Genomic DNA, 15159 nt, shown 5'->3' with positions numbered 1-15159 from the left:
CTCGCGAGGCCGGAGCGACGCGGCGGCGCCGCGCTGCCCCGTCCATCCGGCCTATCGCGGCGCCGCGGCGCGTTTCAGCCGGTCGTTGATCGCCTCGCCGAGGCCGCTGCGCGGGATCGGCGCCACGGCGATCCGTTCGACCCTGGCCGAATCGAAGGCCGACAGGGCGGCGAAGAGGTTTGCAGCGGCCTCCCGAAGGTCGCCGCCGGGGCTGAGATTGACGATCGCGGCGGCGTTTTCGAGACCTGCCGGCCGATCCGGGCCGAAGGCGATGACGAATTCGCCCGGCTCGATCGCGTCCGCGTCGAGGCGGACCCGGCCCTCGGGCGCGTAGTGGGAGGCGAGGCCGCCGGGTGCGGCGATCGGAGCGCCGTCCGCGGGGTCTTCGACCGTCACGCCCATAGCCGCGCTCAGCTCGTCCCGGGAGATGCCGCCGGCGCGAAGCATCACCAGCCGGCCCGCCAGCGGCCTGAGAATAGTCGATTCGACACCGACGAGCGACGGACCGCCGTCGAGGATCAGCGGAATGCGGCCCGACAGGCCGCGCGCCACCGCCTCTGCGCTGGTGCCGGTGACGCGCCCGGACGGATTGGCGCTGGGGGCGACGATCGGCCGGTCGAGCCGGCCGGCGAGCCGTGCCGCGACCCCCCGGGGCATGCGGACGGCGACGGTCGGAAGGCCGGCCATTGCGAGGGGATGGACGGGCGTCTCGGCCGTGGCCGGCAGGACGAGGGTGAGGGGACCCGGCCAGAACTGCTCGACGAGGCGAAAAGCGAGATCGTCGACGACGGCGATCCGCTTTGCCATGGCGAGCCCGTCGACATGGCAGATCAGCGGGTTGAAGCGCGGTCGGCCCTTGGCTTCGAAGATCTTCGCGACCGCCGCCCCCGAGCCGGAATCGGCCGCGAGCCCGTAGACGGTCTCGGTCGGCAAAGCGACGAGGTCGCCGGCGCGCAGCAGCGCTTCGGCGCGGCGCTCGGCCTCGGGATCTGAGAGGGGAAGGATTTCGGTCTGCATGGCCGCTTCGATCGCAGACCCGGCGGCGGAAGGAAAGGCGTCTTTTCGATCCGACGGCTCGGCTCCGCCGGAAGATGCCGGAAATCGGCCGCCGGCAAGCAGCGGGCGGCCGGCCCGTCTCAGCGCGTCGCTTCGAAGGCGCCGAAGATCCGCCGGTCGACGGGACCGAGGGCCGCGAGGTGATCGGCCGCCGCCCGGCGGACGCGGCCGCCGCGATCGGACCGGTCGGCACCAAGCTGCGACAGGACGCGCGCCGGCATGGGCAGCGCGTTGGCGCGGCGCTCGGCGTCCGCCGAGGCGAGGATCTTCATGACGTTGGAGCGCTGCACTTCGCCCTCGGCGCGCTCGCCCTGATCGGCCGAACGCGGCTCGGGCAGAACCGCCGCTTCGGCCGGCGGCGCGATCAGCCGGTCGAGGCCCTTGGCGGCGAGCGAGACGGCCTGCCGGAAGGAATTGACGTTCGGCGCGGCGGGCTCTTCCGCGTTCGTCGGCGAGGACGCCTGCGGCGTCTCGGCGGCGTCCGCGATCCTGTCGGCCGCGGCCCCGCCTTGGGCCGCCTCGTGCTTCTCGTCCTTGGCGAGCGAGGTCAGCATCTTCAGCGGATCGATCGCGGCGTGGTGCTCGGACGGGCCGTAGGCGGCGACGAGCGCGCCCCCGGGGGCCGGCTCGGCGGGCGCCTTCTTGCCGAGCTTCACGGCGGCGGCGACCTTGGTCTTGGTATCGTCGGAGACCGAGGCGATCAGCTCGCCGGCATTGCCGCTGCCCGGTTTTTCGCTCAGCTCGGAGAAGGGCCAGGCCTTTTGGAGCCCCGCGACGTCGTAGGTCGAAACGTTGACGTCGATGTCGGTCTTGGCGCCCTTGACGCGGTAGGGACAGGAGCGCTCGTTGCAATTGTGCATCGAGGAGAACTGCCACAGGGCGTAGGACGACCAGTTGTCGGTCGGGAACTTGCCGGTGATGTCGTCGCGATAGCGGGCATACCAGAGCGGCAGGCGCGCCAGCAGCGGATAGTCGGCGGCGTTGTCGGCGATGTATTTCGCCGTCGAGCCGTTGGTGTAGAGGACGGGATAGCGGCCGGTGCGGATCTTGATCTGGTCGGCGAAGATCTCCGCGTCGGACAGGCTCATCCAGTCGTCGTTGTTGTCCTCGATGTCGAGGGCGATGAGATCGTCCGCCGCCGGCTCGGCGAAATCGACGAAGTGGTCGGCCTGGGCGCGCGGATTGCCGGGGCGGCCGAGATGATAGGCGCCCCACAGCAGCCCCTTCATCTTCGCCATCTGCCGGCGCGTCTGGAAGAGTTCCTTGGTGACGGAGTATTTCCACCAGCGGTTCTTGCAGAGCTTCTGGTCGTCGTCCTTCAGGCCGTTGCAGTTCCAATCCGGCGCCAGGCCGTCCGAGGCCTTGTTGATGAAGCCGGCGATCCGCTCGTCGGAGGCGAGCTCGTTCCAGTCGATCGGATTGAACTCGTAGGCGTCGATGACGAGGGCCTTGTCGGCCGACTTCCAGGGCTCGTTCCAAGCCGCGGCTGCCGGCGCGGCGCTCGCCAATACGAACCCGTATGCCAACAGCAGCGCGAGATTCATCGCGGCTGCAAGAGCAGCGCCCTGGTGTCTCATGTCTTCGAAGCCCCCTCGAAGTCGCTCGAGCGATTTATTTCATTCCGGAAGCGTATCCCCGAGGCCGCAGCCTCCGCTTCCCGTGTCGGCACTGCCCTTTTCCCCTGCAAATTAGGCAGGTTCCGGGCGCGACCCTTCACGAATTGTTACAAGTGGCCGTTTCGTGAGCCCGTGTTGCGCCGGTCCCGCTCCATCAATGCGGAGAATGGCAAATTTGATGCAAATTGGGCAGACGAGTCTCGTCAAAGGGTTAACGGGGAAAGAAGCGATCTGGTGAGCGTTCGGTGAAGGCCGGGACGCGGGCCTCTGCGACGGTTTCGGGGATTCAGCCTCGATTCAGCTTCGCGCCCGGCGCACCGTCCGGGGGCGAAGAATGCCGACGGCTCGGCCTGTCAGGTTCCCTTGCAAGCCGCGCCGATGGCCGGAGCAGCCGGCCATCGAGACGTTCCCTGCGGCAAAACGCCCGATCTGTGGTGCGGCTCACCCCGCGATACGCGAAAAATCGGCCACCTGGCCGCAGGCGGCGCGGATGCGCGACAGGAGCGCGAGGCGGTTCGCCCGCACGGCCTCGTCCTCGGCATTCACCAGAACCTTGTCGAAGAAGGCGTCGACCGGCAGGCGGAGCCTGGCGAGACCCGCCATCGCCTGCTGGTAGTTCGCCGTCTGCAGCGCGTCGGCGAGTTCGATCTCGGCCCGGTCGATGGCGCCGGCGAGCAGCTTCTCCTCCGGTTCGGCGAGGCGGGAAAGATCGACGCTTTCCGCGATGGCGGTGCCCTTCTTCTCCTCGGCGGCGAGGATGTTCGCCGCGCGGCGGTAGCCGGAGAGAAGGTTTGCGCCGTCATCGGTGGCGAGGAAGGCGCCGAGCGCCTCGACCCGGCGGGTGACGTCGAGGAGGTCGTCGTTCTGAGATTGGCGGATCTCCCCCCTTGCGGGGGAGATGGGCGGCAGCCCAGAGAGGGGTGTTCCGGGCGCGGCGTCATCAGGAGTCGGCGCCGAGGCACCCCCCTCTGCCTTGCCAGGCATCTCCCCCTCAAGGGGGAAGATCGGCGCGTCGGCCGTCGCGCCCCCTGAAAGAACCGCGTCGACGAGATCGTGCCGCGCGCCGGAATCGCGGAGCTGCACCTTCAGCCGGTCGTGGAAGAAGGCGAGGAGGTCACCGGCCGGTGTGAACCTGCCGAGCCGCAGCGTCAGCCCCCTCTCCAGCACCACGCGGATCACCCCAAGCGCCGCTCTTCTCAGCGCATACGGATCCTTGCTCCCCGTCGGCTTCTCGTCGATCGCCCAGAAGCCGACCAGCATGTCGAGCTTGTCGGCCAGCGAGACGCAGATCGCCACCGGGTCGGTCGGCACCTGATCGCCGGGGCCGAGGGGCTTGTAGTGCTCCTCGATCGCGGCCTGGACGGAGGGATGCTCGCCCTGCAGCGCTGCATAATAGCGGCCCATCAGGCCCTGCAGCTCCGGGAATTCGCCGACCGCCTCGGTGGTGAGGTCGGCCTTGGCCAGCAGCGCGGCGCGTTTCACGTGACGCTTCAGGTCTTCGGCCGAGACCGTTCCGCCGCCGAGTTCCGCGCCGTCCGGATAGACGGTCGCGGCGATCGTCTCGGCGAGCGCGGCGATCCGCTCCACCCGCTCGCCTTGCGTGCCGAGCCTGGCGTGGAACGTCACGCCGAGGGCGTCGAGCTTCGCCATCCGCTGGTCGAGCGGCTTGGACAGGGTCAGCCCGAGCTTTTCGGCCGAGGGTTTCAGGCTGTCGACGTCCGGCAGGTCGGCCTGGTCGGTCTGCCAGAAGTAAAGGGCGTCCGACAGCCGGGCCCGCACCACCTTGCCGTTGCCGCGGGCGATCTCGGCGCCGTGGTCGCTGGCGGCGATGTTGGAGACCAGCAGGAAGTCGTTCGATAGGGTCGCTCTTTCGCTCGCGCCGATCTGCTGAGCAGACGGCTCCGCGGGGGCCCCCTGACCGGGCGACGGCCGTTCGGCCTTGCGGGCCTGCGGCCCGTTTTCCGCGCTGCCCTGCCGCCTCGTGACGAAGCACTTCTGGTTGGCCTTGATGGTGAGCTGGATCACCTCCGGCGGGATCTGCAGGAACTCCTCCTCGAAGGCGCCCATCAGCGTCACCGGCCATTCGACGAGGCCGGAGACCTCCTCCAAGAGCCCCTCGTCGGGCACCACCTCGAGCCCCTTGGCGAAGGCGAGGTTTTCGGCGTCGTGGCGGATGATGTCCTTGCGCCGCTCGGCGTCGAGGACGACGAAGGCCCTTTCGAGGTTCGCCGCATAGTCGTCGAAGCGGCGGACCCTGAACGGTTCCGGCGCGTGGAAACGGTGGCCGGCGGTCATGTTGGAGGCCCGGATGCCGCCGACCTCGAAATCGACGACCACCGGCTCTTCGGTCTCCGGCCCGAAGGTGCAGAGGATCGACTGCAGCGGCCGCACCCAGCGTAGCGAGCCGGGCTCGGTCGAGGCGGCGCCCCACCGCATCGATTTCGGCCAGGGAAAGTCGCGCAGGATCTTCGGCATCGCCTCGGCGATGATCTCTTCGGCCGCCCGGCCGGGCTTGCGGATGGTCGCGACGTAGAAGTCGCCCTTCTTCGGGTCGGACTGGACGCTCGCCGCCTCGATCGAGGCGAGCCCCGCGCCGCGTAAAAACCCCTCGATGGCCTTCGGCGGCGCATCGGTGCGCGGGCCCTTGCGCTCTTCGACGACGTCCTTCGAACGGGCGTCGACCCCTCTGACGTCGAGGGTCAGCCTCCGCGGCGTCCAGTATTCGCGGGCGCCCTCATAGGTCAGCCCCGCCTCGACGAGCGCGTCGGTGACGAGCTTTTTCAGGTCCCCCGCCGCCTTGCGCTGCATGCGGGCGGGAATTTCCTCGGAGCGGAGTTCGAGCAGAAGGTCGGGCATGGTCTCGACGGTCCTCACCCTCCCCTCGATGGGGAGGGTCGGCGCGTCAGCGCCGGGGTGGGGTGAAACGGTGCCGCCGCCCCCCACCCGCCGCTTCGCGGCGACCTCCCCACGCAGGGGGAGGTGAGGCGGAGCGTCGGCCGCCGCGCATCATGTGCCGCCGCTCTTCGGCCAGGCCAAGGGTCGTGTCAAGGATCGGTGGCGGATCTGACGTCTTGATCCGCACCGTAAGAGCCACTGCGGGTCTCACTGTCCTCGGAATGGGGAGGGTCTGCGCGTCAGCGCCGGGGTGGGGTGAAACGGTGCCGCCGCCCCCCACCCGCCGCTTCGCGGCGACCTTCCCACGCAGGGGGAGGTGAGGGCTGGCGTTAGTCCCGACGAACCATGCTCCGACGCTCCTCGACAGCGGCAAAGATCGTATCCAGGACTGCGTTCAGCTCGAATCGGACGTCGTCGTTCCAAAAGCGCAGGACGCGGTAGCCTTGGGATTCCAGCCAACGATCTCTCTCGAAATCCGCCCGCGCGTGAGCCGGATGTCCGTGCTGCGCGCCATCGATCTCGATGACTAGCTTCAAGCGGTGAGAAGCAAAATCGACGATGTATGGCCCGAGTGGAACCTGACGGCGGAAGTGCGTTCCGTCGACCGGTATCCTCTCCAGATGCCGCCAGAGCTTCCGCTCCCAGTCCGTTTGGCTGGCTCGCAATTCGCTGGCTGTGCGGCGTCTGAATTTGTCGAGACCGGTCATCGTCCTTCCGTGATGCGTCGCTCTACGGACGGGGTTGCCGGGAGCCCGCCCCTCAGATCCCCCCGCCGAAGGTGTCGCAGGCCGCGACTTTGCCGCTGTCGTAACCCCTCCGGAACCATTCCTGCCGCTGCGCGGAGGTGCCGTGGGTGAAGGAGTCCGGCACCACCACGCCCTGGCCGCGGCGCTGCAGCGTGTCGTCGCCGATCTGGCCGGCGGCGTTCAGCGCCTCGTCGATGTCGCCTTGCTCGACGATGTCGTTGCCCTTGGCGTCGTGGGCCCAGATGCCGGCATAGCAGTCGGCCTGCAGCTCGACCCGGACCGAGATGGCGTTGCCGTCGGCCTGCGAGGCGCCCTGGCGCTGCCGGTTGGTGCGCTGAAGGACGCCCGTGAGGTTCTGGATGTGGTGGCCGACCTCGTGGGCGATGACATAGGCCTGGGCGAAGTCGCCGGGCGCGCCGAGCTGGTTCTTCAGCTGCCGGAAGAAGTTGAGGTCGAGATAGAGCTTCTGGTCGTTCGGGCAGTAGAACGGCCCGACCGCCGCGCCGGCCGTGCCGCAGGCCGAGCGGACCTGGTCGTCGAACAGGACGAGCGTCGGCTTCGGATAGGTCTCGCCCGCCGCCTGGAACCTGCGGCCCCAGCTGTCCTCGGTCTCGGCGAGAACGGTGGCGACGAAGTCGTCGGTCTGGTCGGCGGTGCCTTCGACGCCCGGCCCCTGCTGGGTGGTCTGGTAGCTGCCGCCGCTGCCGTCGTCCATCCCGAGCAGCGCCAGCGGGTTGATGCCGAAGCCGAGCCACAGGACGAGGGCAATGATGATGAGCCCGATGCCGCCGCCGCCGCCGGCCCGGATCGGGATGCGCATCCCGCCGCCGCCGCCGCCGAAACCCCCGCCACCGCCACGCCGGTCTTCGATGTTGCTCGACTGTCGCCGCCCTTGCCACCGCATCCTGATCGATCCCGAAAGTTGCGCCGCGTCGCGCCATGGCGTGCGCGGCAAAGCCGTCTCTTCCGGTGCGAAGGTAGAGCGCCGCCCGCTCCGCGGCATCGTTCCCACGAAAAAGATCGTCGGCCATGATTCGAAGGCATGGTCGTGGCGGGGGCGACGAGCGGGGCGGACGGAACGCAGGGCACTTTCCCGAAGGCAAGCGCCGTCGGCGACGCTTCGATCTCCCTCGCAAGGAGGGTGATCGGGCCAATCGCGAACCCCGTGCCCGGCTGCGAGCGATCGCCCCGGGACGCATGAGCGGGCTCCCGGCTTGCGAACGGAGGGTCCTTCCACTTTCCCGGAAGGCACTGCCGCCTATGTGGCGGTTGGCCATTGCCGGTCCCCCCGGCACCGAAACTTCCGCCGGTCTGGTCCCATGCAGCTTGAAGAAGACGTGTCGCCGATCCTTTCCGTCTCGGGTGTCTCCAAGACCTATGAGGGCGGCTTCCAGGCCCTGAAGTCCATCGACCTCGAAATCGCCCGCGGCGAGATCTTCGCCCTGCTCGGGCCGAACGGGGCCGGCAAGACGACGCTGATCTCGATCATCTGCGGCATCGTCAATCTGTCGTCCGGCGAAATCACCGTCGACGGTGCCGACATCGGCCGGGACTACCGGGTGGCGCGCTCGAAGATCGGGCTGGTGCCGCAGGAGCTGACCACCGACGCCTTCGAAACCGTGCGGGACACGGTCGCCTTTTCGCGCGGGCTGTTCGGCAAGACGAAGAACCCCGCCCACATCGAACGGGTGCTGCGCGACCTGTCGCTTTGGGAAAAGCGCGACAACAAGATCATGACGCTGTCGGGCGGCATGAAGCGGCGCGTCCTCATCGCCAAGGCGCTGTCGCACGAGCCGGAGCTGCTCTTCCTCGACGAGCCGACGGCGGGCGTCGACGTGGCGCTGCGCCGGGAGATGTGGGAGGTCGTGCGCAAGCTGCGCGAGGCCGGCGTCACCATCATCCTGACCACCCACTACATCGAGGAAGCCGAGATGATGGCCGACCGCATCGGCGTCATCTCGCGGGGCGAACTCATCCTCGTCGAGGAAAAGGCCGAGCTGATGAGGAAGCTCGGCCACAAGGAGCTGACGCTGCATCTCCAGGAGCCGCTTTCCGGCGTTCCCGCCGGCTTTTCCGACTACGATCTCTCCGTTTCGCCCGACGGGTCGATGCTGACCTATTCCTACGACACCAATGCCGAGCGCACCGGGATCGGCAGCCTGATGCGCCGCCTCGCCGAAGAGGGCATCCGCTTCCGCGACATTTCCACCAAGCAGTCGACCCTGGAAGAGATCTTCGTCAATCTCGTCGAGAACCGGGCATGAACGTCACCGCCATCGCCGCCATCTACAAGTTCGAGATGGCCCGCACCTTCCGCACGCTGATGCAGAGCATCATCTCGCCGGTGATCTCGACCTCGCTCTACTTCGTCGTCTTCGGCGCGGCGATCGGTTCGCGCATCCAGGAGGTCGACGGCGTCTCCTACGGCGCCTTCATCGTGCCGGGCCTGATCATGCTGACGCTCCTGCAGCAGAGCCTGACCAACGCCGCCTTCGGCATCTACTTCCCGAAATTCACCGGCACGATCTACGAGCTTCTGTCGGCGCCGATCTCGCCGATCGAGATCGTCACCGGCTATGTCGGCGCGGCGGCGACCAAATCGATCGCGCTCGGCCTGATCATCCTCGCCACCGCTTCGCTCTTCGTCGACCTGCACATCGAGCACCCCGTGTGGATGATCCTCTTCCTGGTGCTCACCGCCGTCACCTTCGCGATGTTCGGCTTCATCATCGGCATCTGGGCCGACGGCTTCGAGAAGCTGCAGATCGTGCCGCTCCTGATCGTCACGCCGCTCGCCTTTCTCGGCGGCAGCTTCTATTCGATCTCGATGCTGCCGGAGTTCTGGCAGGACGTCAGCCTGGTCAACCCGGTGGTCTATCTGATTTCCGGATTCCGCTGGGCCTTCTACGGCACGTCGGACGTTTCCATCGCACTCAGCCTCGGCATGACGCTGGTGTTTCTGGGGGCGACGCTCGCCGTGGTGACCTATATCTTCAGGACCGGCTGGCGGCTGAAGAGCTAGCCCGGCGGCCGGCACCCGATTCCGCCTTCGCCCATCGAGGCCGCGAAAGGCACCATGAAAGGCCGGAAGCGGCCGAGGAGACTGATCATGAGCGACGCAACCGCCGATATCGGCGTCATCGGAATGGGCGTGATGGGTGCCAATCTCGCCCTCAACATCGCCGAGAAGGGCTTCAAGGTCGCGGTCCAGAACCGGACGCCGGAAAAGGCCTTCGCAGTTCGCGACGACAATCCCGATCTCGCCGGAAACATCGTGCCGGCCGAGAGCCTCGAAGATTTCGTCAAGAGTCTGAAGACGCCGCGCGTCGCGATCTTCATGGTGCCGGCCGGCCAGCCGGTCGACGACGAGATGAAGAAGATCGCGCCGCTGCTCGAAGCCGGCGACGTGATGGTCGATGCCGGCAATGCCGACTTCAACGACACCGTCCGCCGGTCGCAGGCGGTCGAGGGCACGGGCCTCAAATTCGTCGGCATGGGTGTATCGGGCGGCGAGCTCGGCGCCCGCCACGGTCCCTCGATCATGGTCGGCGGCGCCAAGGAAACCTATCCGCTGATCGAGCCGGTGCTGACGAAGATCGCGGCGAAGTACGAGGGCGAGGCCTGCGTCGCCTGGCTCGGGCCGGACGGGGCGGGGCATTTCGTCAAGACCATCCACAACGGCATCGAATATGCCGACATGCAGATGATCGCCGAAATCTACGGCATCATGCGCGACGGGCTGAAGCTCGAGCCGGCGAAGATGGCCGAGATCTTCCGCGACTGGAACAGCCGGGAACTCGCCTCCTATCTGATCGAGATCACCGCGGTGAATCTCGACGAAAAGGACCCCGAGACGCAAAAGCCGATGGTCGAGGTGATCGTCGACGAGGCAGGCCAGAAGGGCACCGGCCGCTGGGCAGTGATCGAGGCGGAAAAGCTCGGGGTCGGCGCGACCACGCTCGAGGCCGCCGTCGCCGCGCGCGGGCTGTCGTCGCGCCGTTCCGAGCGCGCGGATGCGGCCAGGCTCTACGACAAGGTCGAGGCCGGCCAGGCGCAGTTCTTCGCCGACGAGGCGGGGCTTGCGGAGCTGGAGTCGGCGCTGGTGACGGCGAAGATCATCGCCTATGCGCAAGGCTATGCCGCCATGGCGGCGGCATCGGAGGAGAACGGCTGGAACCTGCCGCTCGGCACCATCGCCGAGATCTGGCGGGCCGGCTGCATCATCCGCTCGCACTTCCTCGACGACATCGCCAAGGCCTACGACAAGGGGCATACGGTGGTGAACATCCTGCAGTCGCCGGATTTCGTCGGCCGGGTCGCCAAGGGCCAGGCGGCGTTGCGCCGGGTCGTCGCCAAGGCGGCGCTCGGCGGCATTCCGGTGCCGGCGCTGTCGGCGGCGCTCGCCTATTTCGACGACTATCGCCGGGCGAGAGGCACCGCCAACCTCATCCAGGCCCAGCGCGACCTCTTCGGCGCGCATACGTTCCACCGCTTCGACAAGGACGGCGCGGTGCATCACCAGTGGCCGGCGGTTTGAACTCCGCGCCTTCCATTCCCTCGCCTCGAAGGGCGAGGGGCATCGCGCCACCCTCGAGATCGTCAGTGCTGATACGGATCCACCGCATCCCTCAGCCCGTCTCCGACGAAGGAGAAGGCCAGCACGACCAGCACCACCGGCAGCATCGGCAGGAGCAGCCAGGGATAGAGCGCCACGGCCTCGATGTTCTGGGCCTCCGACAACAGGACGCCCCATGAGGTGATCGGCGGGCGCAGGCCGAGCCCGAGGAAGGAGAGGGCGGTTTCGGCGAGGATCATCGTCGGGATCGACAGCGAGGCCGAGGCGATCAGATGGCTCATGAAATTCGGCAGGAGATGCCGGAAAATGATCCGCCTGGGGCTCGCGCCGAGCATTTCGGCGGCCGTGACGAAATCCTCCTCGCGCAGTGCGAAGAGCTTGGAGCGGACGGCGCGGGCCAGCCCCGGCCAGTCGAGCAAAGCGAGAATCAGCGTGATGCCGAAATAGACGAGCAGCGGGCTCCAGGTGAGCGGCAGGGCCGCCGACAGCGCCAGCCACAGCGGCAGTTCCGGGATCGAGCGCAGCACTTCCGTCACCCGCTGCACGGCCGCGTCGACCCACCCGCCGAAATAGCCGGCGAGCCCGCCGATGGTGATGCCGATGATGAAGGACAGCGTCACCCCGACGAGGCCGATGGTCAGCGAAATGCGGGCGCCGTAGACGATGCGCGACAGCATGTCCCGGCCGAGCCGGTCGGTGCCGAGCAGGAACAGCGTGCCGCCCTCCGGCGGGCAGACGAGATGGGTGTCGGCCTCACCGAGACCCCAAAAACTGTAGGGCTCGCCGGAGCAGAAGAAGCGGATCGGCAGCGGCCGCGTCCGGTCCTCCTCATAGGTCCGGCGCAGCGTCTCCATGTCGAGCGTGTAGTCGAGCGGATAGACGAAGGGCCCGACGAAGCTGCCCTCGTGGAACAGATGCACGGCCTGCGGCGGCGCGAAGATGAAGTCGGTGTGCCGCGAATTCAGCTCGTAGGGCGACAGAAACTCGACGACGAGGATCGCCGCATAGCTGACGGCGAGAAAGGCGAGGCTGACGACGGCGACCCGGTGCCGGAGGAAGCGCCACCAGATCAGCCGCGCCTGCGAGGCCTCGGCGTAGCGCTCCGAGACCGTGGAGCCGACGGCGACCGTCGCGTCCGCGTCGAAGGGCTCGGTCGAGATAAAATGCGGGATCTGGCTCATCGTCCGTTTCTCACCGCGCGGCCTTGAGGCCGAGCCGGATGCGCGGATCGAGCGCCGCGAGCAGGAGGTCGGAGATGAACATGCCGACGACCGTCAGCACCGCCAGGAACATCAGGAAGGAGCCGGCGAGATACATGTCCTGGCTTCTGAGCGACGAGAGCAGCATCGGCCCGGTCGTCGGCAAGCTCATCACCGCGGAGATGATGACCGAGCCGGAGACGATCTGCGGCAGGATCGAGCCGAGATCGGCGATGAACGGATTCAGCGCCATGCGCAGCGGATATTTGAACAGGATGCGCCGCTCCGACAGGCCCTTGGCCCGCGCCGTCGTCACGTATTGCCGGTGGAGTTCATCGAGGAGATTGGCGCGCAGCCGCCGGATCATGCCGGCGGTGCCCGCCGTGCCGATGACGACGACCGGCACCCAGAGATGAGCGAGGACCGAGCCGACTTTCGCCAGCGACCAGGGCGCGTCGATGAATTCCGGCGCCATCAGCCCGCCGATCGAGGTGCCGAACCAGACATTGGCGAAATAGAGCAGGATCAGAGCGAGCAGGAAGTTCGGCGTGGCGAGGCCGAGAAAGCCGAGGAAGGACAGGCCGTGGTCGGTCCAGCTGTACTGGTGGGTCGCCGAATAGATGCCGATCGGGAAGGAGACGAGATAGACGAAGATCACCGTTGCCGCATTGAGCAGCAAGGTGAGCGGCATTCGCTCGCCGACGACGTCCGCGACCGGCTGGCTGTATTCGAAGGAGTAGCCGAGATCGCCGTGGACGAGGCCGGTCACCCAGACGAGGTACTGTTCCCACAGCGGCTTGTCGAGGCCGTATTCCTCCCGCAAAAACTGGATCTTGTCGGCGGTGACCTGCTCGCCCTGCGCCTGGATCTCGGCGATGTAGCTCGTCAGATAGTCGCCCGGCGGGAGCTGGATGATGGCGAAGACGAGGACGCTGATGGCGACGAGCGTCAGCACCATCGTCATCAGGCGGTTGACGAGGTAGCGGATCACGGGCGCTTTTCCGCCGTGTCGACCTCGGGGCAGGCGAAATAGAACGTATCGGGATGATACATGCCGAAGAAGGCTCCCGGATCGTAGTTGTAGACGCCCTTTTCCGGGACGTTCTCGAGGGCGTCCTTGACGACGACGAGCTGGTCGACGCCGGAGACGATGCCGATGGTGTAGACCTCGTCGGCGAAAATCTTCAGGGCCTCGCGCCAGATCCTGGCCTTTTCGCCCCGATCGAGCGTCGCCTTCCAGGCCTGCCGCAGAGCGATCAACCGCTTCAACGGGACGACCTCGGGCGAATCGCCGAGCGGCTCGCCGCCGGTGCCGTGGGTCTCGACCCACATGCCGTAGCCCGGCCATTCGAGCTGCTCGGCGGTGGAGGGCACGAGTTCGCTCGGGTCGGTGTCGGCGTTCGGCAGGCCGTTGTCGATGCCGGACCAGACCGAGATCAGCGTCGAGCCGGCCTTGATCCGGTTGCGGAAGATCTCGCGCTGGCTCTCGCGGATCAGAAGGTCGATGCCGATCCGCCGCCAGTCGTCGCGGATGAGCTGCAGGACGTCCGACTGTTCCCGGCTCTCACCGGCCGTCTCGACGACGATGCGCATTTCGCGGCCGTCGGGCAGATGCCGGAGCCCGTCCGGCTCGTCGCGCTTCAGGCCGAGCGCGTCGAGCATGTCGTCGGCGCGGTCCGGCTCGTAGGTCGACCACATCGTCCGGAGGTCTTCGTCGAAGAAGGGCGAGCCGGGCAGGACGGTGTTCCCGCCGGGCGTCGCGAGGCCGTAGAAGATCGCCTGGTTGATGTCCTTGCGATTGATCGCCAGCGACAGGGCGCGGCGGAAATCGGCGGTCTGCAGCAGCTTGCGCCAGACCGGATCCTTGGCGTTGAGATTGGGAAAGAGCGCGACATGGGCGCCGCGACCCGATTCCCAGCGGCGCAGCTCGTAGTTCGAGCGCTTTTCGCCGCGCTTCAGGAAGGGGTAGTTCGGAAAAGACAGATAGGCGGCCTGGAGATCGGACTCGCCATTGGCGACCTTCGCCGGGATGAGCCCCGGATTGGCGATCGTCAGCGCCACCTCGTCGACATAGGGAAGCTGGCGGCCTTCCTCGTCGACCCGGAAGAAATACGGGTTGCGGGCGAAGATCAGCCGCTCGGACGGCAATTCGGTGACCAGCATCCAGGGCTGCAGCGTCGGCATGTCCGGATTGTCGTTGCGCTGGGCCCGGTCCTTCTTGAAGTGCAGCGCCACCCAGTTGCGCTGGCCGGATTTCTCGACCTTCGCCTCGACCGTCTTCGGATCGGTGTAGTTCGGATTGTATTTCTTGAGATAATGGGACGGCCGGTAGATGTCGAAGGGGGTCGCCGCGGCGAGCGAAGCGAGGAAGCCCGGATTGGGCTTTCCCCAGGCGTATTTCACCGTGTAGTCGTCCGGGAAGGTCACCACCGGCTCCTCGCCGTCGGCCAGAAGCTCCGGCGGCACCCCGAATTTGGCGATCTTCGGGTCCTTCGCCATGTCCTCCCAGAAATAGCGGAAGTCTTCCGAGGTGAACGGCGCGCCGTCCGACCATTTCATTCCGGGCCTGAGACGGAAGGTGAAGATCCGCCCCTCCTCGACCTCGTAGCTCTCGAGGATGTCCGGAACGATCTCGTAGCCGGGGTCGTAGCCGACGAGACGGGCATAGCCGAACACCGGCATCAGCCGCGTGTCCTTGGCGCTGCCCGCGAGCATGTTCATCGTGCCACCGAGATCGTCCGCCGAACAGGGACTGTCGACGGCAAGCACCCGCGGCACCTGCGGCAGGCGTTCGGCGAGCGGCGGCAGGTCCCCCTTGGCGACGGCGGAGGCCAGCGACTTCGGCTCGGCCGCCGGTTGGGCCGCGGCCGGTGCGGGCAGGGCGCAGAGGAAACCGGCGACGCCGAGGCCGAGGGACGCGAGGAAACTCGGAGCACGAAAGCACGAGGCGCCACGTCGCCGCGCCGTCACTGCCTGCCCATGCGGCATTGCCCGCTCCCTTTCCCCGCAATTCTCACCAGTAAGCTGGGGCGTTGACGCTTTGTCAATCAGACGGGTGGCCGCATGGTGAG

General features: G+C 67.4%; 11 protein-coding genes. 3 read left to right on the top strand and 8 right to left on the bottom strand.

Features of this window, described 5'->3' with window-relative positions; all coding sequences use genetic code 11:
* Window positions 1–51 precede the first annotated feature (51 nt).
* The 5 genes from LZD57_RS20190 to ypfJ form a co-directional block, all read right to left on the bottom strand.
* Complete coding sequence (locus LZD57_RS20190; RefSeq protein WP_233721382.1) at window positions 52–1017, bottom strand: L-threonylcarbamoyladenylate synthase; 966 nt, start codon at window positions 1015–1017, stop codon at window positions 52–54.
* Window positions 1018–1136: 119 nt separating this feature from the next.
* A complete protein-coding gene (locus LZD57_RS24190) occupies window positions 1137–2633 on the bottom strand; it encodes a glycoside hydrolase family 25 protein (RefSeq protein WP_338034724.1) in 1497 nt (498 codons plus the stop codon).
* A 480-nt stretch (window positions 2634–3113) separates the two neighbouring features.
* Entirely contained in the window at window positions 3114–5528 is a 2415-nt protein-coding gene (locus LZD57_RS20180) for a glycine--tRNA ligase subunit beta (RefSeq protein ID WP_233721381.1), read from the bottom strand.
* Window positions 5529–5896: 368 nt separating this feature from the next.
* Window positions 5897–6274, bottom strand: coding sequence for an endonuclease domain-containing protein (locus LZD57_RS20175; protein ID WP_233721380.1), 378 nt, complete (start codon window positions 6272–6274; stop codon window positions 5897–5899).
* Window positions 6275–6326: 52 nt separating this feature from the next.
* Window positions 6327–7217: a KPN_02809 family neutral zinc metallopeptidase gene (ypfJ, locus tag LZD57_RS20170; protein ID WP_233721379.1), complete on the bottom strand. Its 891-nt coding sequence runs from the start codon at window positions 7215–7217 to the stop codon at window positions 6327–6329.
* A gap of 415 nt (window positions 7218–7632) precedes the next feature.
* Between ypfJ and LZD57_RS20165 the strand changes: the two genes are divergently transcribed.
* From LZD57_RS20165 to gndA, 3 genes are all read left to right on the top strand, one after another.
* Window positions 7633–8577, top strand: a complete 945-nt coding sequence (locus LZD57_RS20165; protein WP_255700074.1) for an ABC transporter ATP-binding protein — start codon at window positions 7633–7635, stop codon at window positions 8575–8577.
* Window positions 8574–9335, top strand: coding sequence for an ABC transporter permease (locus tag LZD57_RS20160; RefSeq protein ID WP_233721378.1), 762 nt, complete (start codon window positions 8574–8576; stop codon window positions 9333–9335). The genes LZD57_RS20165 and LZD57_RS20160 overlap by 4 nt, the downstream gene beginning before the upstream one ends.
* Window positions 9336–9422: 87 nt before the next feature.
* Window positions 9423–10850 (top strand): NADP-dependent phosphogluconate dehydrogenase, encoded by a 1428-nt coding sequence (gene gndA / locus LZD57_RS20155; protein ID WP_233721377.1) that lies wholly within the window; start codon window positions 9423–9425, stop codon window positions 10848–10850.
* Between the two features lie 62 nt (window positions 10851–10912).
* On the opposite strand, the gene LZD57_RS20150 is transcribed toward gndA, so the two are convergent.
* From LZD57_RS20150 to LZD57_RS20140, 3 genes are read right to left on the bottom strand one after another with little or no spacing between them, the layout of a single operon-like run.
* Window positions 10913–12070 carry an ABC transporter permease gene (locus LZD57_RS20150; protein ID WP_233721376.1) on the bottom strand — a complete coding sequence of 386 codons (1158 nt, stop codon included), beginning with the start codon at window positions 12068–12070 and terminating at the stop codon, window positions 10913–10915.
* 10 nt (window positions 12071–12080) lie between these two features.
* On the bottom strand, window positions 12081–13079 hold the full coding sequence (locus tag LZD57_RS20145; RefSeq protein ID WP_233721375.1) for an ABC transporter permease: 999 nt from the start codon (window positions 13077–13079) through the stop codon (window positions 12081–12083).
* Window positions 13076–15076, bottom strand: a complete 2001-nt coding sequence (locus tag LZD57_RS20140) for an ABC transporter substrate-binding protein (protein ID WP_233721374.1) — start codon at window positions 15074–15076, stop codon at window positions 13076–13078. The genes LZD57_RS20145 and LZD57_RS20140 overlap by 4 nt, the downstream gene beginning before the upstream one ends.
* Window positions 15077–15159 lie beyond the last annotated feature (83 nt).

Origin of the sequence: Jiella avicenniae (assembly GCF_021390325.1) — a bacterium.
GTDB lineage: Bacteria > Pseudomonadota > Alphaproteobacteria > Rhizobiales > Rhizobiaceae > Jiella > Jiella avicenniae.
This window is presented reverse-complemented; position numbering and strand designations above follow the sequence as displayed.

Bases quoted from the DNA above. Each gene is read 5' to 3' on its own strand.
- LZD57_RS20150 (WP_233721376.1), bottom strand. From the start codon at position 12,070: ATGAGCCAGATCCCGCATTTTATCTCGACCGAGCCCTTCGACGCGGAC.
- LZD57_RS20160 (WP_233721378.1), top strand. From the start codon at position 8,574: ATGAACGTCACCGCCATCGCCGCCATCTACAAGTTCGAGATGGCCCGC.
- LZD57_RS20140 (WP_233721374.1), bottom strand. From the start codon at position 15,076: ATGCCGCATGGGCAGGCAGTGACGGCGCGGCGACGTGGCGCCTCGTGC.
- ypfJ (WP_233721379.1), bottom strand. From the start codon at position 7,217: ATGCGGTGGCAAGGGCGGCGACAGTCGAGCAACATCGAAGACCGGCGT.
- LZD57_RS24190 (WP_338034724.1), bottom strand. From the start codon at position 2,633: ATGAGACACCAGGGCGCTGCTCTTGCAGCCGCGATGAATCTCGCGCTG.
- LZD57_RS20190 (WP_233721382.1), bottom strand. From the start codon at position 1,017: ATGCAGACCGAAATCCTTCCCCTCTCAGATCCCGAGGCCGAGCGCCGC.
- gndA (WP_233721377.1), top strand. From the start codon at position 9,423: ATGAGCGACGCAACCGCCGATATCGGCGTCATCGGAATGGGCGTGATG.
- LZD57_RS20175 (WP_233721380.1), bottom strand. From the start codon at position 6,274: ATGACCGGTCTCGACAAATTCAGACGCCGCACAGCCAGCGAATTGCGA.
- LZD57_RS20180 (WP_233721381.1), bottom strand. From the start codon at position 5,528: ATGCCCGACCTTCTGCTCGAACTCCGCTCCGAGGAAATTCCCGCCCGC.
- LZD57_RS20165 (WP_255700074.1), top strand. From the start codon at position 7,633: ATGCAGCTTGAAGAAGACGTGTCGCCGATCCTTTCCGTCTCGGGTGTC.